The sequence below is a fragment of the Paenochrobactrum gallinarii genome, assembly GCF_014205685.1.
In the GTDB taxonomy this organism is placed as follows: domain Bacteria; phylum Pseudomonadota; class Alphaproteobacteria; order Rhizobiales; family Rhizobiaceae; genus Paenochrobactrum; species Paenochrobactrum gallinarii.
This window is the reverse complement of the sequence record NZ_JACIIU010000016.1, coordinates 1-19,098: the sequence shown is the minus strand read 5'-3', so window position 1 is coordinate 19,098 and position 19,098 is coordinate 1. Positions and strand designations below refer to the sequence as shown.

20 protein-coding genes are annotated in these 19,098 nt (G+C 46.1%); 10 read left to right on the top strand and 10 right to left on the bottom strand.

Going from position 1 to position 19,098, the window contains the following annotated elements; translation table 11 throughout:
* Positions 1-123: 123 nt before the first annotated feature.
* Complete coding sequence (locus FHS77_RS12865) at positions 124-507, bottom strand: winged helix-turn-helix domain-containing protein (protein WP_184224024.1); 384 nt, start codon at positions 505-507, stop codon at positions 124-126.
* 150 nt (positions 508-657) lie between these two features.
* Here FHS77_RS12865 and FHS77_RS12860 point away from each other — a divergent pair, with 150 nt between their 5' ends.
* Positions 658-1,716, top strand: a complete 1,059-nt coding sequence (locus FHS77_RS12860) for an NAD(P)H-dependent flavin oxidoreductase (RefSeq protein WP_184224022.1) — start codon at positions 658-660, stop codon at positions 1,714-1,716.
* A 207-nt stretch (positions 1,717-1,923) separates the two neighbouring features.
* On the opposite strand, the gene FHS77_RS16505 is transcribed toward FHS77_RS12860, so the two are convergent.
* Positions 1,924-2,127, bottom strand: coding sequence for a transposase (locus FHS77_RS16505; protein ID WP_374786270.1), 204 nt, complete (start codon positions 2,125-2,127; stop codon positions 1,924-1,926).
* A 217-nt stretch (positions 2,128-2,344) separates the two neighbouring features.
* On the opposite strand from FHS77_RS16505, the gene FHS77_RS12850 reads away from it, so the two are divergent.
* Positions 2,345-3,523, top strand: a complete 1,179-nt coding sequence (locus tag FHS77_RS12850) for a glycoside hydrolase family protein (RefSeq protein WP_184224017.1) — start codon at positions 2,345-2,347, stop codon at positions 3,521-3,523.
* Positions 3,524-3,574: 51 nt separating this feature from the next.
* Here FHS77_RS12850 and FHS77_RS12845 read toward each other — a convergent pair whose 3' ends face one another.
* Positions 3,575-4,360, bottom strand: coding sequence for an IclR family transcriptional regulator (locus FHS77_RS12845; protein ID WP_184224015.1), 786 nt, complete (start codon positions 4,358-4,360; stop codon positions 3,575-3,577).
* Between the two features lie 201 nt (positions 4,361-4,561).
* On the opposite strand from FHS77_RS12845, the gene FHS77_RS12840 reads away from it, so the two are divergent.
* From FHS77_RS12840 to FHS77_RS12810, 7 genes are read left to right on the top strand one after another with little or no spacing between them, the layout of a single operon-like run.
* A complete protein-coding gene (locus FHS77_RS12840; RefSeq protein WP_184224013.1) occupies positions 4,562-5,626 on the top strand; it encodes an ABC transporter substrate-binding protein in 1,065 nt (354 codons plus the stop codon).
* Positions 5,627-5,634: 8 nt separating this feature from the next.
* A complete protein-coding gene (locus FHS77_RS12835) occupies positions 5,635-7,167 on the top strand; it encodes a sugar ABC transporter ATP-binding protein (RefSeq protein WP_184224011.1) in 1,533 nt (510 codons plus the stop codon).
* Positions 7,167-8,123 (top strand): ABC transporter permease, encoded by a 957-nt coding sequence (locus FHS77_RS12830; protein ID WP_184224009.1) that lies wholly within the window; start codon positions 7,167-7,169, stop codon positions 8,121-8,123. Before FHS77_RS12835 ends, FHS77_RS12830 begins: the two co-directional genes overlap by 1 nt.
* Positions 8,123-9,076, top strand: a complete 954-nt coding sequence (locus FHS77_RS12825; RefSeq protein ID WP_184224007.1) for an ABC transporter permease — start codon at positions 8,123-8,125, stop codon at positions 9,074-9,076. Before FHS77_RS12830 ends, FHS77_RS12825 begins: the two co-directional genes overlap by 1 nt.
* The gene (locus FHS77_RS12820; RefSeq protein ID WP_184224005.1) at positions 9,073-10,020 is read left to right on the top strand and encodes an amidohydrolase family protein; all 948 of its coding nucleotides are present in this window, start codon (positions 9,073-9,075) and stop codon (positions 10,018-10,020) included. The genes FHS77_RS12825 and FHS77_RS12820 overlap by 4 nt, the downstream gene beginning before the upstream one ends.
* Entirely contained in the window at positions 10,013-11,314 is a 1,302-nt protein-coding gene (locus FHS77_RS12815) for an alanine racemase (RefSeq protein ID WP_184224003.1), read from the top strand. Before FHS77_RS12820 ends, FHS77_RS12815 begins: the two co-directional genes overlap by 8 nt.
* A gap of 47 nt (positions 11,315-11,361) precedes the next feature.
* Positions 11,362-11,706 (top strand): RidA family protein, encoded by a 345-nt coding sequence (locus FHS77_RS12810; protein ID WP_184224001.1) that lies wholly within the window; start codon positions 11,362-11,364, stop codon positions 11,704-11,706.
* A 45-nt stretch (positions 11,707-11,751) separates the two neighbouring features.
* Here FHS77_RS12810 and FHS77_RS12805 read toward each other — a convergent pair whose 3' ends face one another.
* The 7 genes from FHS77_RS12805 to FHS77_RS12775 all read right to left on the bottom strand — a co-directional run bounded on the left by FHS77_RS12805 (position 11,752) and on the right by FHS77_RS12775 (position 17,707).
* Positions 11,752-12,828, bottom strand: a complete 1,077-nt coding sequence (locus FHS77_RS12805) for a LacI family DNA-binding transcriptional regulator (protein WP_184223999.1) — start codon at positions 12,826-12,828, stop codon at positions 11,752-11,754.
* 90 nt (positions 12,829-12,918) lie between these two features.
* Positions 12,919-13,923, bottom strand: a complete 1,005-nt coding sequence (locus FHS77_RS12800) for a M14 family metallopeptidase (RefSeq protein ID WP_184223997.1) — start codon at positions 13,921-13,923, stop codon at positions 12,919-12,921.
* Positions 13,924-14,033: 110 nt separating this feature from the next.
* Positions 14,034-14,822 carry a transporter substrate-binding domain-containing protein gene (locus FHS77_RS12795; protein WP_184223995.1) on the bottom strand — a complete coding sequence of 263 codons (789 nt, stop codon included), beginning with the start codon at positions 14,820-14,822 and terminating at the stop codon, positions 14,034-14,036.
* 39 nt (positions 14,823-14,861) lie between these two features.
* Entirely contained in the window at positions 14,862-15,590 is a 729-nt protein-coding gene (locus FHS77_RS12790) for an amino acid ABC transporter ATP-binding protein (RefSeq protein ID WP_184223993.1), read from the bottom strand.
* Positions 15,577-16,227: an amino acid ABC transporter permease gene (locus FHS77_RS12785; RefSeq protein WP_184223991.1), complete on the bottom strand. Its 651-nt coding sequence runs from the start codon at positions 16,225-16,227 to the stop codon at positions 15,577-15,579. Before FHS77_RS12785 ends, FHS77_RS12790 begins: the two co-directional genes overlap by 14 nt.
* A gap of 8 nt (positions 16,228-16,235) precedes the next feature.
* Positions 16,236-16,904 carry an amino acid ABC transporter permease gene (locus FHS77_RS12780; protein WP_246431332.1) on the bottom strand — a complete coding sequence of 223 codons (669 nt, stop codon included), beginning with the start codon at positions 16,902-16,904 and terminating at the stop codon, positions 16,236-16,238.
* Positions 16,905-17,518: 614 nt separating this feature from the next.
* Positions 17,519-17,707: a hypothetical protein gene (locus FHS77_RS12775; protein WP_184223989.1), complete on the bottom strand. Its 189-nt coding sequence runs from the start codon at positions 17,705-17,707 to the stop codon at positions 17,519-17,521.
* A 323-nt stretch (positions 17,708-18,030) separates the two neighbouring features.
* Between FHS77_RS12775 and FHS77_RS12770 the strand changes: the two genes are divergently transcribed.
* On the top strand, positions 18,031-18,768 hold the full coding sequence (locus FHS77_RS12770; protein WP_184223987.1) for a putative nucleotide-diphospho-sugar transferase: 738 nt from the start codon (positions 18,031-18,033) through the stop codon (positions 18,766-18,768).
* Positions 18,769-19,098: the final 330 nt, after the last annotated feature.

Below are 19,098 nucleotides of genomic sequence, written 5' to 3'. Positions count from 1 at the left end.
GTGTCTGCGTTAATGCAACGAAGGCTGATTTATTATAGCTAGCATTATATTTGACAAAACATAACGCTTGTCAAACCTTACCCGTTTTTTCCATTTATATTAGCAAATAGAGAAATTTCGGGCTTAGTCTTTTGGCGGCTCAAGTGTTTCGTTCAAATGCTCACGCAGCCATTGCATTTGCGGCTCGATTGCTGCGGCTGTCAGGCGCTCCATTGTGCGAAAGTGCTTAATCAGCTCTTCGCCAAAAGGGGTAACAATAGCACCGCCGCCATGTTTGCCGCCGCGTTGGGAATCTACTACCGACTGGGAAAACATAGTGTTCATGGCATTTACCAGCATCCATGCGCGCCGGTAAGACATATTCATTGCTCTTCCGGCCGATGAAATGGAGCCGGTTTCTTTTATATGTTCAAGCAATTGGATTTTGCCGCGTCCGATACGCTCGGCATTCGACTTTTCGTCGGAGGCATCAATGCGGATGATTGGTTTCAGAGCAATCCCGGACAATTGTTTCTCCTCAGACAAGTACGCATAGGCTTTACTAAGCCATAAAGGGGCAACGTGAAGATAGCAAGATTTTGCATGGGAATTGAAAAAAGGCGTTATATTTATCAAAGCCAATAATAGTGCTTGAGTCGTTTCAAAGGGGATGTGCAGATGCTGGATAAATTAGGTGTAACAATTCCGCTTATTCAGGCACCGATGGCAGGAGTGGCAACACCGCTTTTGGCAGCTGAAGTGTCGAATGCGGGTGCACTTGGTTCTATCGGGGTGGGCGCAACAGATGCAAAAGGCGCGCGTGCGATGATTGAAGAATTACACCAACGCACGAACCGCCCTTTTAACGTTAATTTTTTCACCCATGAAGCAGGTGAAGCCAATGCATCGCGTGAAGCGGCTTGGCTTGAATGGCTGGCACCATTATTTGCAGAATTTGGTGCTGAACCGCCAAAGCAACTCAACACAATTTATAGAAGCTTCAAGCACGATCCGGAATTATTGCAGCTTTTGCTGGAAACAAAACCCGCAGTGGCAAGCTTTCATTTTGGCTTACCATCTGCCGAAGCCATTCAAGCGATGAAATCTGCCGGAATTACTTTGATGGCATCGGCGACCAGCCTTGACGAGGCTCGCCAGATTAAAAAAGCTGGCCTTGATATTGTGATTGCTCAAGGCATTGAAGCCGGTGGCCATCGCGGTATTTTTAATCCCGCTGGTGCGGATGATGGTTTGAGCGCCTTGGCTTTGACGCAAATTTTAACGCGTGAACTGGATATGCCGGTGATTACTGCAGGTGGCATCATGAATGGCGCTGGTATTGCTGCGGCACTTAATTATGGCGCGGTTGCTGCGCAAATGGGCACCGCTTTTATTGCCTGCCCGGAATCTGCGGCTGATGATGCTTATCGTGCTGCATTAAAAAGCGAAGGGGCTTATCGCACCCTTTTGACCCCGATTATTTCAGGTCGTCCGGCGCGATCACTGGCTAATCGCTATACGGCATTGCATAAAGTGCTTAACGGTCATTTGCCGCCTGCTTATCCGATTGCTTATGATGCCGCCAAAGCATTGCATGCGGCAGCGAAAGCTAAAGGTGAAAACGGCTTTGGCGCGCAATGGGCAGGGCAAGGCGCGCCGCTTTCCCGCGCCATGCCGGCGGCTGATTTGGTGGCTTTATTGGCACAGGAATTGAACAATTATAGCTCAACATTTTGAGGCACATCTTTTGAATTAATCCGGTGCGTTATTTGTAATCTGTCGAAATGAATGATCAAAAGATGTAGTTTAAGAGTTGCTATAATGATGCCATTCTCTGATTAACTGGGGAGAGGCATGGCAGATAATAATAATCCAGCGTTTCATACACGTAAAAAACGCGCTATTGTTTTTGATACAGAAACGACTGGGTTATTACCTTTCTCCTTAATCCGAAGACTGTCTTCTCGCCACGCTTGTGCTTATAGGTGCATAGAAAGCGTTCGATCCGCAACAGGCTTTTACATCTGAGAGTATCAGTCCGGCAAAGCGTTTTCGCCAGCTGTAAAAGGTCGATTCAGCAATACCTGCCTTGCGGCAAACTTCGCCAATCGGCATGCCTTCCTCAGCCTGCTTTAAAACAAAGGCAATTTTTTACGTTTGAAAATTTACCCGCTTTCATGAAATCCTCCTTCGCCAATAAAAAAGAATATAAATGGAAAATCGCAGCTGAAAATGGTCCGATTTAAGGGAAGGACGTCACAATATATTTGAAAAATAATTGATGGTCAGTTCCAATTAAAATTTATATTTACATCTGCGCAGCATTTACCCTTATGTAAGGCAAATCAAATGGGGAGCAGACATAATGCAAATTTCACTTTGGACATATCCGTGGGATGTTCAGGATTTAGGACTTCAAACGCTGCTTGATGATCTTTACCAAAAGGCTGGTGGCAATATGATCAGTCTTGCAACATCCTATCATGCTGGTCGGTTTTTCCAGCCAAGGAGTCCAAGTCAAAAAGCTTATTTTCCAGAGGATGGAACTATTTATTACCAGCCTGACGAAAATTTGTGGGCGGGCAAGGAAATGCGGCCTCTGGTTTCGCAAAATTTGAATGAGCGCGGCGATGTGCTTGCTCAGTTGATTGAACAGCGCAAAAAAGATGGTTTGCAAGTGTCTTGCTGGACAGTCGGCTTGCATAATAGCCGCTTGGGTATGTTGCACCCGCAACATGTAACCCGTAACGCTTTCGGTAACGCTAATTATTACAATTTATGTCCGTCCAGTCCCGTTGCGCGTGATTATGTTGTCACTATGGTAAAGGATATTACCACACGTTATCAGCCTGATCGCGTAGAGCTGGAAAGTGTTAATTTCATGGGGTTTGCCCATGAACACCATCATGAAAAAGATGGCGTTGGTTTGACCGACGAAGATGATTTTTTGATGTCTTTATGCTTCTGCGATGATTGCAAATTGCGAGCCAAAACAGCCGGCATTGACATTGATGGAGCACAACAGACTGTTAGAAAATTCATTGCTGCCAGTTGCGAACGCGAAGTTCCGCAAAAACAATTTGCTGATTTTCCAAGCGCCGGAAATGATGCTTTTCATGCTTATCCGTCGCTGTATTCATTCCTTAATTGGCGAAGTGAGCCAGTGACCAGCCTGATAAAAGAAATTAAACAGGCGGCTGATCCGGCATCAAAAATCATATTGCTGGATTTAAAAGATGGCTGGCTGGGTGGCGTTGATCTGGAGAGTGCAGTTGCTGCTTGTGATGGTATTATTCTTTGTTGTTACGACATGGCTGCGGATGCAATTGAGCAAGCTTTGCTTGATACTAAAAAGCGCTTGCCGCATGATAAGTTTATCGGCTTGGGGATCAGTTTGTTTTACTCATTAATCCAAGAACGGGAAGAGCTGGAGCGGCGCGTACATGCCGGCAAACAGGCAGGTGTCGATGGCATCAATTTTTATAATTTTGGATTGGTGCCTCAAAAGCGTTTGGAATGGATCGGTGCGGCTTTAAAGGCATAGCTCAGCTTAAAATATCAGCGCTAATGATAAATATAGCGCTGATATTTGCTATTAATTGCGTTTGAATTGCGAAACTTTGCCTTTAAGGCTGGCTGCTGCTTCATGCAGACTCTGTAAGTATCGTTCATGGTTTCGCAAGCCATCTTCACGTGGTGCAATCAAACAGACAGTTGCGCAAAAAGTACCGTCATCGCTTTCCACCGGAACGGCAAAGCAATGCGTGAAACTGTCTACAATACTGTCAAATGTGAAGGCCTTTGCTTCACGCGCGGCATGAACCTGATTAAGAAATAGCTGCGGGTCGAGCCATTGACCGTTGGCCAGTTGAAAATCTTCTGGAGGAATAAAGGCAAGAATTTCTTCGTCGCTCATATGGGATAGCAAAAGCCTGCCTGATGCCGTCCATGGAATTGGTACTCTTTGGCCAATATCTGACGAGATCCTGAAAGGCCGTGCGCCCTCATGCATGCGTAAAACAGTGTATTTATTTTTATCCAGCATGCAGAATTGTGCAGTTTCGCGCGTTTCTTCAGCAACTTTTTCTAACACGCGATCACATTCGCGCATAAAGTCGAAGTGATCCTCATAGGCCGCACCTAAAAAATAGAGCTTTCTGCCTAAATAAACGCGGCCTTCATTGTCGGAATATTCCAAAACATCAAGATTGAGCAGCAGATTAACAAGTTCATAAACTGTCGAACGCGGCGCTTTAATATGTGTTGCAATTTCATTCGGATTTGCAGGTTCGCGAGATTTGCGAAGGAAATCCAGTATTTCAAAAGCGCGTTCAAGGCCGCGGGATCGCTTCGCGGTGGGCTCTGCTCGGACTGGTTCCATTTAATTAATGTGCTCCGCTCTTTTTTTCATTTTTGCTGAAGCTTTGTTCAGCTGTCAATTCTACGCCTCGTGATGACAGTATTTTTCTACTTGCCAAGTTTTTAAAAAAACATAAGATCACGATGTCCGGTTTTATAAACATATGTCTATTATAGCAGACATTTATAATTATGGAAGTCGTTAATCCTTGGGAGGGGTAAAATGAAATTCTTGAAAACACCACAAAGCCGAGTGGCTAAAATGCTCACAGGTGCCAGTAGTGCTGTTTTGATGCTGATGGCTGGCGCGGTAAGCGCGGAAGCTGCTGCCAACTGCATTAAAGGTGATCGTAAGGCGCCTTATACTATCGGTTGGGCGAATATTTATTCCGTGCCGACATGGATGAAGCAAACAGAAGCAACAATTGTTGATGAAGTTGAACGTCTGAAAAAAGACGGCCTTGTCAAAGATTTGATGGTTACGGATGCGCAAGGCAATGCCCAAACGCAGATCCAGCATATTCAATCCATGATTGATGCGAATGTGGACGCGATCATTGTCATTGCTGGTTCTTCCTCGGCGCTTGATCGTGTCATCACCGATGCCTGCGAAAAAGGCATTGCGGTCATGAACTTCGATAGTTTGGTTGATACCGATAATCTGACCGCAAAAGTCAATACGGATTCGCATGAATGGGGTGAGCGCGCAGCGCAATGGCTGGTCGATAAGCTCGATGGCAAGGGTAAAATCATTATCATGAATGGCCCCGCCGGCGTTTCAGTAAGCGATGGTCGTCGTCAGGGCGCGCAGCCGGTTTTGGATGCCAATAAGGGCATTGAAATTATTACAGAAACAAACACCGAATATAATGCAGCACCTGCCCAAGAAGCGATGACCAGCCTGCTATTTGCTAATCCTGATATTGATGGCGTGCTTTCACTTGGCGGGGCAATTTCGGCTGGCGCTGTGATGGCCTTTGATCGTCAAGGGCGTGAGCTGGTTCCGGTAACGGGTGAAAATGCACGTCAGTTCCTTGAGCTTTGGAAAGAAAAAGGCATGCAGGGTTGGGCAACAATGCAGCCTAACTGGTTGGGAGCTTTTTCTGTCTATGCAGCAGTGCAAGCACTTGAGGGCAAAGACGTTGCTAAAACAATCAAAGTGCCGATTCCAGTGATTGATGACAGCAATATTCAAAGCTATCTTGATCGTGCCGATCAGTTCCCTGCCGATGGTTATATCTATTCAGATTATGACCGTGCATTGTTTGACAAGCTGCTCGGACAATAAGATCAGCAATGTCTGTATCATCCGGTTCATATCAAGGCGCAGCAACACCGGTTTTAGTTGCTCGTCAGGTTTTTAAGGGTTTTTTTGGCAACCCGGTTTTGAAAGGCGTGGATATTGCTCTGCAGCCAGGGCGTATTCATGCGCTTTTGGGTGAAAATGGTGCAGGCAAATCGACACTGATAAACCTGCTATCCGGTGCACTCGCACCGGATAGCGGGGAGATTATTTTGGACGGGGTTTCATTACCCCGTCTTAATCCGGCTGAAGCGCGTGAAGCAGGAATTTCTGTCGTACAGCAAGAACTGAGTTTAACGGCTGAGTTATCTATTCTTGAGAATATTGGACTTGGTGCTTATCCGCGTCGTTTCGGCTTTATTGATTATAAAAAGCTTTATGAACAAGCGCGCATAATTTGCGAGCGGGTAGGCTTAACCGAACCATTGGAAACACCGGTCGGAAACTTGTCGCTTGGCCGGCGCCAAATGGTTGAAATTGCTAAAGCACTTTATCGTAATCCACGGGTTCTTATTCTGGATGAGCCGACCTCGTCTTTGTCAGCCCATGAGGCAGGCATATTATCATCTGTAATTCTAAAGCTGCGCGATGAAGGTGTGGCACTGCTTTATATTTCGCATCGCTTAAACGAAATACGGGCACTTTGCTCGCATGTAACTGTTTTGAAAGATGGTGTTGTCACCGCAGATAAAGCGCTTTCCACCACTGATTCAGAAGAACTGGTCCGGTTGATGGTCGGGCGTGATGCCGGAGATATTTTTCCTGAATGGAAGCACAGTTCAACAGGTAAAAAACTGGTTGAGATTGAAGGTTTCAATGCCGGCATGGTCAAGGATGTCAGCCTCGATGCCAGCGCAGGTGAAATTGTCGGTATCGGTGGATTGGTGGGGCAAGGACAGGAAGACTTTTTACTTGGGCTTTATGGTGCAATGAGTGCGACCGCCAATGTTGCTAAGCTCAATGGAAATGTCGGTCTGTTTAAGACTGTTAGCGCCGCCAATACCGCCGGTTTTGCTTATGTGCCGGCTGATCGCAAAAAAGAGGGTTTGGTTCTTCCGCATTCAATTGCAGCCAACCTGCTTTTACCAACATTGGATCATTATACCCGTCACGGTTTACGGCAAAAGAGTGCCGAAAACTCCGCTGTCGCGGCGTTGGTAAAGAGGTTGACGATCAAAGGTGATACCAACCGTCCGGTGCAGGCTTTGTCGGGGGGTAACCAGCAAAAGGTTGCCTTAGCTAAATGGTTGCCGATGCAACCCGAAATTTTACTGCTTAATGACCCGACCCGCGGGGTGGACATGGAAACCAAGCGGGAAATTTATCTGATGTTACGGCAGTTTGCAGATGAGGGAAAACTGATCCTGCTGCTAAGCTCGGATACGCCGGAACTGGTTCATTTATGTGATCGCGTTATGGTTTTCCGAGAAGGCAAGGTTGTCAGCATTATTGATCATGCCGGTTTATCGGAAGAATCCATCGTCGGGGCGGCAATGGGTTTGCGTGCTGAAAGAAAGGTTGCCTGATGCAAAAAGCAGTAACGGGAAGTCTTTATTGGTCAATTCAGCATAGCCGGAATAAAGGTTTGTTCGGCCTTTATGCTGTTGTTGCCTTGTTTTTTGCACTCTATATCTGGTTGTTTCCCGGCATTTTGAGCCTTGGCGGCTTTTCTAAGTTTACACAAAATTGGTTTCCGCTCGCCTTGGTGACAATGGCGCAGGCCCTTTTGATGCTAAATGGCGGCATTACGCTGGCAGTAGGCCCGCTTGTTAGTTTGGGTGCTGTGATTGCAGCAACAACCATGACCAGTTACTTTGGTGTTGCCGGAGGAATATTGGCGGTGATTGCCAGCGGCTTTGTCGTCGGCGGGCTTACTGGCGCTATTGTTGCCTATATGCGTTTGCCAGCCATTATCGTGACGCTTGCAGGCTCCTTTATCATCGGCGGAATAGCCTTGTTGATCATGCCACGACCTGGCGGGTTTATTCCGGACTGGTTTTCAACTTTTCTGGCTGGGCATACACCTTCGGCATTTCTGATTTTGATTTTGATTTTGCTTGGCTGGAAGTTGTTTTTAAAAACACCTGCCGGTTTGGGGATCTATGCAGCTGGTGAAAATCCACTTGGCGCTTATCGCTCCGGCGTTGAAGTTGAAAAAATTAAGGTTCTGTCCTTTGCTTTATCAGGCGTGCTGGCAGCATCTGCCGGATTATTTGTTGCGGCACAAACCGGCTCGGGTGATCCCGTAATTGGTACGCCTTTTACCTTGAATTCCATTGCTGCCGCAGTACTTGGCGGGGTTGGTTTCTTAGGTGGCAAAGGCACTATGCGGGGTGCAATATGCGGCAGTTTGCTTCTGTCAGTTATGATTAACGTCATGTTCTTTCTCGGCTTTCCGCCTGTGGCTCAATATATCGCACAAGGATTGATTATTGTTTGTGCCGTTGCCTTGCCTGAGTTGATTGCGGATTGGAGAAAGTGATGAGCAATGTTTTGAATTACGGACAGCGTATTCTTAAAAATCCGCCCATGCTTACCTTGTTACTGGTTATTTTAGTCTGGCTGGTGGCAAGTTTAACGGTGCGAGGTTTTGGTGCTTATGGACATCTGCGTTATTTATTAGAGCTGGCGGCCATTATTGGCATTGTCGCAGCAGGCCAAACACTGGTTGTTATCGTCGGCGGCATTGATCTTTCTGTCGGCGCAATCATGACGGTCACCGCTATTTTATTGCCGGTTCTGACGCCCGAATGGGACCCGACCGGCATCAGCGGCATTCTGATTACGCTTTCCATTGCAACTTTCATTGGTGTTTTGAACGGCATTGGTACGGCATATTTACGTGTTCCGCCAATCATCATGACATTGGCGATGGCAACTTTCTTGCAAGGACTGCTGGTGATTGTTGCGGGGGGCAGTGCGGTATCTGTGCAAAATCCATCAATTATATTTTTGGGCTCTGCACGCATTTATGGCATGCCTGCCAGTGTTGTTTTATGGATATTAGTTGCACTTATTGTATTGGTTTTGTTGCATAAAATGCCTCTGGGTGCGCGTTTTTTAGCTTTGGGTGCAAATCCTGTCGCAACACGCTTGTCCGGTGTTAAGGTCAAAGGCAATACAATTGCGCTTTACGCTTTATCAGCCTTTTTCGCAGGGCTTGCAGGGCTGGTATTGCTGGGTATGAACCGTCAGGGTTATGTCGGCATTGGTGAGCCATATGTGCTTTTGTCCATTGCAGCCGTTGTCTTGGGTGGCACCTCTATTCTTGGCGGGCGAGGGACATATGCCGGAACCATTCCGGGTGCGATATTGCTGGTGACAGCTTCGGCACTTATCACCATGGTCAATGCTTCTCCGGGTTTACGCTCTATATTGTTTGGTACACTGATCCTTGCTCTCCTGATGATCTCAGGGCGGGAAGCACGTCGATGAGCAATATTTATCAAGGGCCGGTCATCGATCCCCATCATCATCTTTGGGATTTAACGATGCAACGCCATCCATGGCTTGCTCCAAAACCAGATGATGAAATGGTCTTTGGCAGCATAGAGGCGATCAGACGGAATTATTTGCCAGACGATTATATGCGTGATGCTGCGGGGCAGAATATTGTCGCAACGGTTCATATTGAAGCGGGATGGGACGGCCATTTTCTTTCGCAAGAAACCCGGTGGCTGGATCAGTTGCCGAAAGGAGAAAGCGTCGCGCAACGCTATGTTTCGCGCGTTTCTTTGCTGGATATGGATGCCGAGCAAAAAATTGCAGAGCAAGCGGCCAATGAACGTGTGGTAGGCGTGCGTGACATCGTCAGCTGGCATCCTGTTGCACATAAGAGTTTTGCTGTTGAAGGATTGATGAGTAATACGCAATGGCGTGCGGGGCTCGGTGCTTTGGCACGCCATAAGATGACTTTTGATCTCATGCTCTATCCATGGCAAATGGCGGAGGCAGAGCGTTTGCTTGATGATTATCCGGATTTAGCATTCATTCTTAATCATTGCGGTAGTCCGGCAGATCGCTCGCCGGAAGGCATGCAGCAGTGGCGCAGCGGTCTGAAGCGCTTAAGCCGGTTTGAAAATCTTTCTATCAAGATTTCCAATCCGGTTGCTTATGATACGCAATGGACTGTAGCCAGTTTAGCCGATGTCATCCATCATTGTATTGATTGTTTTGGGCCTGACCGAGCCATGTTTGGCAGCGATTTTCCGGTCGCAGGGCTGCATGCCTCTTTTAACGATCTTTATGCGGCGTATCGTAAGATTGCCGCTGTTTATAGCGATGCAGAGCAAAGTCTTCTTTTCTTTGAAACGGCCAATCGGGTCTACCGTTTGAATTTGAAATCAGAAAATTTCAATAAAGGAAACATACATGTCTGACCACCTTCATTCTCAAAATGATGAAATGATGATTGATGATAGTTTCCGCGGTTTTCCCAGTGGCTATAAACCACTCACCCTGAAAGAGATCGGTCAGGCTGGCTGGAAACCTTATGAAGGGGCAATGGCACTGCCGCTTATGTCGCTGAGTGAACAAGCTTTTTCAGATAATGCGCGGGCGATGATGCAGTTTGCAAAAGCAAATGATGTTGAGATTGCGCCACATGCGAAAACACCAATGTCGCCTGATTTGGCTCGCCGCCTAATCGCTCATGGTGCTTGGGGGGTGACGGTTGCCGATATCCGTCAAGCGTCTGTTTTTCTCAAAAACGGCTTTCGCAAGCTTATACTAGGTAACCAGATTGGTGGGGCAAATGCTGTAAAAAGACTTGCACGACTGATGTCTTCTTATCCGGATGCTGAATTATATGTCTTTGTCGATTCAGTGGCCTTTGCTGAGATGTTGATTGCTGAATGGTCTGCTGATGACAATTTGCCAAAGCTCGGCTTGTTGGTGGAGCTTGGTGTAGCACGTGCAGGTTTACGGGATGCGCAATCGGCTTTGCCGGTGATTGAAACTATTTTGAGCCATGAAACAGGCAATCTCCGCTTAAGCGGTATCGCAGCTTATGAAGGTGCAGCAGGCGTTGCTGATCCTGATGAAACGATAAGACGGGTTGATCATTTGCTTGATGAAGCGACAGAAGCTTATCAAATGATCGTAACCCGCTTACAGATGTCCAGACCACTGATATTGACTGCCGGTGGCTCGCTCTTTTTCGATCGTGTTGTTGCGAAATGGAAGCCGTTAAAAACTACGAACCAAAATCTTCAGATCATTTTGCGCAGTGGTGCCATTTTCTTTCATGATCATGGCGTCTATGAACGCGGAATTACGCAGCTGGATAATCGCCATGGCTTCGGCAGTGAAAAAGCAGCAGACGTTTTTTCTCCGGCATTACGATTATGGGCTGAGGTCTTATCTCGTCCGGAACCGCAAACAGTCATTTGTGGCTTCGGGATGCGCGATGTTGCATTTGATCAGGATCTACCGCGCATTTTAAACATATATCGTGATGGCCGTTTCTTGCGCGCGTTAACAGATAGCCGTGTGCTGAAACTAAACGATCAGCATGCTTTTATTGAATGCGCTGCCAATGCCGACATTAAAATCGGTGATGTTGTTGAGCTGGGGATTTCGCATCCTTGTACCTGCATTGATCGACACTCACTGATTTATGGGTTGGATGACAATCAAACCGTTGTCTGCGTTTATCCTACACATTTTGGCTGAACCCGAAATTCACATGACCCACTTCACTAACTAATAAGGAATGAAGCATGATTATTCGTTATCAGAAGGGCTCCCGTATGAGTCAGGCCGTCAGCTATGGCGGTGTCGTTCATATCGCAGGACAGGTTGCTGATGACCGCAAAGCTGGCATTGAAGACCAGACACGTGATGTTTTAGCCAAAATTGATGCTTTATTACATGAAGCAGGCACGGATCGTTCCAAGCTTCTGGCCGTGAATGTTTTTCTGCCTGCCATTATTGATTTTGATGCGATGAATTCTGTTTATGACAAGTGGATTGATCCTGAAAACCCGCCAGCACGTGCTTGCGTTGAAGCCCGTTTGGCTGACCCTGATTTACGTGTTGAAATGACAGCAATCGCAGTTCTTTAAATAACACATATATAAGGCTGGTTCGCTCCGGCCTTATATCAACTATCATGTGCTGCCGCGTTCGATGACAGAAAGAGGCATATAGCGCGTTTTTTGATTTAATTTTTCACCACGCAGGCTTGCTAATATCATCCGCCCCGCGTGCTGCCCCAGTGCTTCACTGTCAAAACGGATTGTGGTGATGCCTGGCTGTAAGGAACTTGCTAAGTCATTATCGCCAAAGCCGATAATTGCCAGGTCTTGGGGAATGCGTAAACCAGCATCACGTGCAGCTAAATAGACGCCTGTTGCAAGTAGTTCATTGGCACAAAAGACAGCTTTAATCATATTGCCGTCAGCATATAATTCGTGAAAAACCTTACGGCCGTCATTAATATCAATGACTTCCTTACAATGTATTTTTTTAACAATGGATATGCCGGAACGCTCACATTCATCAGCGAAACCTTGATAGCGTAAGGCACCTCGCCCGCCACCACGACCGATGAATGCGACTTCTTTGTAACCCTTATTAGCTAAGTGTCGGGCAGCCAGCTTTCCACCATCAGTATTGGAAATCCCGACCAATAGATCAATGGGATCACGCGGGTAAGCCCATGTTTCCATAATAGGAATTTTTAGCTTGCGTAATTGCTCCCGATTTTCTTCGAGCTCAATAACGCCTGTAAAAAACACGGCGGCTGGTTTTAGCTGTTGCAGATCAGAAATGATGGCAGATTCTTTTTTATATGAGTATGTGGTTTCGCCTATCAAGAACTGATAGCCGGATTCTTCCAAAATTAGCGAGCATCCTCTGACCGCTTTGGCAAATTGCTGGCTGAACATATTGGAGATAAAACCCAGCACGATGTTCGTGCGTCCGGATCGTAATGCTCTGGCTATCGAATCTGGCTTATATCCAGTTGCCTCGATAGCTTCACGGATGCGGTTTTGTTTCTCAACGCTCACCTTTGACGGCGTTCGGATCGCACGTGATACGGTAATAGGGGAGACCCCTGCCAAACGAGCTACATCTTCAATAAATACTGGTGGTTTTTCGGTCTCATTATTTTGAGTATTTCCGCCCATCCGCAAAACATTATCAAATGTGGGTTCAAACTCATTTTCCGGCGACAGGCTCATCATAAGGCTCCGGTAATGCTTTTAAAATAAAAGCCTTTTATCTGTATTATAGATGCCAACCGATTGTTGGCAACCGGTTGGCTCATTTCCTCATTCTATAATGGCCGCCACTTGGATAAGGCAGTCACCTGCTTCACTGTCTGTATGTAAACGGTGAGAAATGACAATGCCTGATGCAGAAAAATGTAATATTTCTTCTGCTTCGCCAACACGTTGAAAGTCATGATACCAGCCGGCTACATCACCTTTTTGCACATGGTCACCTAAATTCACTGCTGGTTCAAACCAGCCACGTCGCGTTGCATAAACCGCTTGCTCATGTGAATTAAGACGTAATAATTGGGTTGTTACGGCCTGTCTCTGTGTCGGCAAAAATTCTTTATCGGTTAAGCCAGTTTTCAGCAGCAATTTGTTAATCGCTAAAGCGGTCATTTGCATGGTCTGAGTTGTAACTGTGCCGCCGCCGCCAAATTCGCCGCTTATTCCAATTGCGCCTGCTCTTGCAGCTGCTGCCATTGATGTGGGAGCATCAATACCATTTCGAGCGATGAATGCATGGGGCAGACCCATTGCTTTTAATAATTCAATGGCACGTTCAGAGCGTACTGGATCATCACTCTCTTCGATCAAACCGGTAATGAGATGCGCCATCGATGTCCCCCCCGAATGGAGGTCGAAGATGATATCATGCTGCGGAAACAGGTCGTGCTCCAGAAAATGTGCAAGCCGCTCAGTCGGCTGACCTGCAGGATTGCCAGGGAATGATCTGTTTAAATTGCCGTTATCGAATGGTGAACGACGACGTCCCGCCATAACGGCCGGCAGATTGCTAAAAGGTAAAATCGTCAGTTCGCCCTTGATATCTTCGGGTTCAACCAAGCGTATCAGGCGTGAAAGGCAGATTTCCCCTTCATATTCATCTCCGTGATTACCAGCCATTAAAAGAACGCGTGGTCCGCTGCCATTCTTAATACGGCAAACAGGTGTTCTGACATGATAATAAGGTGAACGATCAACGGAATAAGGCATCCCTAAATAATCAATGATCTTACCGTCTCGGCTGAAATCAATGGAATGGTATAAGCCTGTGTGCATTTGTTTACCTGATATGGGGAGGGCGCCCCCGTAATTTATGAAGATGCTCAAAATTTCATCCGACGGTTATACGCCGGATGAAAAGCTATATTAAAGTGTGAAACAGATGATTACATGTTTGGCAGCTCTTGTTTCTCTTTAAAATATGTTTGTTGCAGATCACCAAGTTTGCCGTTCAGGCGATTGAAAAAGACAAATGTATTGATCCAGTTAAGCAGATTTTGTTCGCCTTGTTTTACTGCGATATGCGCAGGCGACTGGCGGATCAGAAATACTAAGTCAGTTGCTTTGTCGGGATTGTCTTCACCGACTTTCACAGAAATGGCGCTGTTTTCTGCAAACATTTCTACTTGACCGGCCAGATAGGCTGCAATAGCGGTTGGGGTATCTTCAAAACGTACCACTTTCACATCCGGTGCGTTATCAGTCAGCCAGATATCAAGTGTTGAGCCTTTTGCGACTGCTACCTGTTTTCCTGCCAGATCAGCGGCATCTTGCACGCGTGGAGTACCTTTAGCGCCATAAACACCAAGACTGACGGCAGCATAGGGTTGTGAGAACATGACCTGTTGGGCGCGTTCCGGCGTTGCGCCTAAAGCTGCAATCATGACGTCAATTTTATCGGCTAAAAGGCTTGGAATACGGCTCTGTCCGGTTAATGGAACAAGTTCTAGCTCTGCATTAATATCATTCGCCAAAAGTCGTGCGAGATCGATATCCAGACCTGTATCTTTGCCATCGGCACCTTTGAAACCCCATGGTGCTGCATCTAGCAGCACACCAACGCGGATTTTACCGCTGGATGTAATATCTTCAAGTTTATCTGCCAGAGCGGAACCGGATGCAAATAATCCGGCCACCAAAGCAGTTGCTACTGTCAAATTACGAAATAGTTTCATGTTCTTCCTCCCAAGGGTTATTAGTGTGTGACTTACACATTAAGCCGCAGCGCCAATAAAACTGCGTAGTTCAGGTGTCTGCGGATTTTCGAAAAGATCTTTGGGGGTGCCTTGCTCCCAAACACGTCCTTGATGCATAAAAACCAATTTGGTTGCGACATTACGGGCAAAGCCCATTTCGTGCGTTACCAACACCATGGTCATTCCTTGGCGGGCCATATCTTCCATGACCTTTAAAACTTCGCCCACTAACTCCGGATCAAGTGCTGATGTCACTTCATCAAAAAGCATCAGTTGCGGGCTCATAGCGAGACAGCGTGCTATTGCGACACGTTGCTGCTGCCCGCCTGATAGTTGCTCAGGGTAGGCGTCAACTTTATCGGCCAGACCAACGCGCGAGAGAACATCAAGCGCAAGAGTTCTGGTTTCTTTTTTTGAAATTTTACCAGTTAAAACCGGTGCAAGGGTCACATTTCGTTCAATGTTCATATGCGGAAAGAGGTTAAACGCCTGGAAAACAATCCCGACTTTTTGCCGCATTTCGCGTAAATCAGGCATGTCAGTTGCCATGCGTTTACCACCGATGCGTATTTCGCCTTCATTGATGGTTTCAAGCGCATTGATACAGCGTAGAAGTGTACTTTTACCTGAACCGCTTTTACCGATAATCGTGACGATTTCACCCTTATTAATATCGAGCGATACACCTTTTAAAACTTCAAGCGCACCAAAATTTTTACGAAGATTTTTTATCTCAACGAGCGCCATTATACTGCACCTCTAATTTACGGGACCACGCGGTCAGGGGAAAGCAAACGGCAAAATAAATGACCGCAACAATGGAATAGACCAATAGTGGCTGAAAGGTGCCTGCACTGACTATTTGGCCTGCACGTGCAAGCTCAACGAAACCTACAATTGAGGCCAGCGATGTATTTTTCACCAGTTGAACGAGAAAGCCTACAGTTGCAGGCAGCGCGATGCGAAAGGCTTGCGGTGCAATGACATATCGAAACTGATGCCATTTACTAATTCCGAGGCATGCGGCCGCTTCCCATTGCGCATGTTTGATGGCCTGAATGCCGCCGCGCCAGATATCACCAAGAAAAGCGGCTGTATAAATTGCATAAGCAACGCCCACCGCGACCATAGCCGGTATGTCATAGCCCAGAAAAACTGGGATGCCGAAGTAAAAAAACATCAGCAACCCTAAGAGGGGAATACCTTGAATGACTTGAATGAAGGATGAGGACAAGATGCGGAGCACTTTTGTTTTACCTGTGCGCAATAGTGCAAGCCCTAGTGCCAAGGGAGTACCAAATGCCAGCGCCAGAATGACTAACGCAACAGTCCATTGCAACGCGGTAAGAAGAGCCAATAAGTCGAGTATATTAAAACTACGCATTTACTTTCCTAACGACGCACTGGCCAGCGGAACATCAAATGCCCAAGCACCGCGAATAAAAGTTTGAAAGACAGTGAGAGGGCGAGATAAATCGCGCAGATTAAGGCGTAGACTTCAAAGCTACGATAGGTGCGGCTATCGACAATGCCTGCCACGTGGAAGAGCTCATCAACGGAGATTTGCGAAGCAATTGAGGTGCCTAACAGTAGCAAAATGAACTGGCTGGTAATGGACGGATAAATATTACGTAAGGCAGGAGGTAAAATAACATAACGCATGACTTGGAAATGCGTGAGCCCTATACACATGCCCGCTTCGGTTTGACTGGCGGGAATGGAGTCAATTCCTGAACGAATAATTTCAATCGAATAGGCACCAAAATATAAACTCAATGCGACTGACGCCGCGATTATAGGATCAAGCTTGATACCCAATACCGGCAACCCGAAGAAGATGATAAATATCTGAATCAGAATGGGAGTGTTGCGAATAATTTCTATATAGGACTGCAAGAACACACGAACCGGACGAGAACCGCCTCGTATTAAATATGCGCCGTATATGCCGATAATTATGCCGATCGCTGCAGAAATAAGTGCAAGCGTGAGGGTTGTGTAAACGCCTGAGATCAATGCATCCCAATAGCGCCAAATAGGTCGAAAATTCATGGCGCTCATATTTCGCTACTTTGAAATTGAAATACGTAGGCGGTATGACTGATTGACTGAGTATTTATATCCTGAGCCAAGTAAATACTGCTGCATGAAGTGTATTGATCCTCATCGAGTTTTTTACGAAGAAACCTCTTTCTGACCATCATCAACATATCTGCCCTCCCAAATGACAACGTTATCATTAGCGCTATCACTAAATGATAACGTTGTCATTAAAGTTTTTTAGAAAATCAAAATTCAGTTCAAGTTGATGCTGAAATGAATTTTTGCGACATTCGTATTAATTGATAACAATAATAGAAGTAAGACATGGGAAATCATAAACGTGTTTTTTAACTGGCATAATGAGCCGTAATGGTATTGCATTCGTCAATCTCATAGTTAGCCAAATCAACTTGCCGACGTGCTTCCTTAAAATCGGATCATTTTCAGCTGGAATTTTCCATTTTTATTCTTGTTTATAGGAGAAGGAGAATTTCATGAACGCGGTTAAGTTTTCAGACGAACAAATTGCCTTTGTTTTGAAGCAGGCTGCCCAAGCATCGTTGCCATCGTTGCCATCTTTGCAGATTGGAATTTGATTGACGGCAGAACCGCTATTGCCCGGGTGAGCTCATCTATGAAAGCTTGTTAGTTTTTTCGCTGATTTCATTGATGTTACCGCTGTCACACGGTCCTGAAAAGGTGATGTTTACATCGCCTTTTACCAACGATGGAGCGATCACGCCTGTGATATCACCAGTACCATCTGCAACCATATGGCAGGGAAAAATTCTCTGGGCGCTGAAATGTTTAGCTGTTGTCATTCGCCGTGAAAATCTGCGTGTTCTGTGCAAAATCTGGGCATGAAAGTGAGAGTGCAATAGCAAGAAATCCTAGACGGAGAACGCAAGGCATAGGAACTTTTTCATGGGGTGGATAAGGTTTAAGAAAACCGTTTTTTCGGAACCGGTTAGCATATTGCTTGAAACGAGGAGAATTTATTCGAGATTGATTTATTAGACAAGTGTTTGTAAGGGTCTCATACCTATCATGTTTCTGTTATTTAAAAGCTTTAGTGCTATAAGTTCTGCTTTTCTGTTGTCAAAAGGAACTAACCTTTTTGCTTAAGTGGCTTCAAAAGAGATTAATGGCGTGGTCGCCGGAACATAAAAAGATTATTCGCGACTTTCCAAGTTTTGAAGAACTGGTAACGAACCGGATTGGTCATGAAGCCATCCAGGGAACAGTCGTTGGGTTTTATACAAAAGATAGTATTTATGAGTTGGAGAAAAACCGGCTCCAGCGTTCGTTGGACTTACTCAATTTGCGATATGATTTGTCAGAAATTGAAAATCAGCAATCCTGGGTACGCAATGCCGGAATGAAGCCTTCAGTATTGGTTAAAATGCGTGAAAAACATCAAGGGCCTTTGCTTTATGTGGATGTCGATGCTGTTTTTCATCGAAACCCTTGGCCATTTTTGCTGGAGCAAGATTGTGATCTTGCGGTGTATTTCGAGCCTGAGGGTAATCTCTTAAGCGGAACATTGTTCATTGGCGATACACCGGCAGCAAAAGATTTATTGAGCGTTTGGGATCAGGCTTGCCGTGACAATCCGGAAGAGTGGGATCAACGGGTTTTACAAAAAGTTATTGCTGACGATCAACAGAGCAAAAGCCCGCGCTACCGGCTGCAAAGACTGCCTGTTTCTTATTGTTGGGTGTTTGATAAAATCAATAACGAGCCAGAGAGCGTGATTTACGTTGAGCATTTGCAGGCAAGCCGTGAGAAAAAGAAACGCAAGCGTTTACTTAATCGCAAAGGCAAGGGATTAACCCGCCGCGATGACAGAATAAAAGAAATTGAGAAAGTACTTTTTCGATAGTTTTTTTGGCATGTTTTAAGTGTTTTGCGCCAATTTTCTTAACGTTTCGAAGTCCCGGATATGCGAGTGGCGAGCTGCCTAAAGTGCGTTTGAACATCAGTGAAAAGCTGCCGGATTTCATAGCCTAAATCCAGCGCCACATTGGTAACCGGCTCACCGCTGGGAAGGCGTGGTATGGCCGATTGCTGACAGGCTTGCATACACCACGCCTTAAAACTCATCCCTGTTTCGCGTCTGACCTGGGCCCCAATGCTCCTCCATTTTTCAGTAGAGTCTTAGGTTATACTATTGGCCTTAAGCGGCCCGTTTTTCTAGAGCCATTTTTATTGC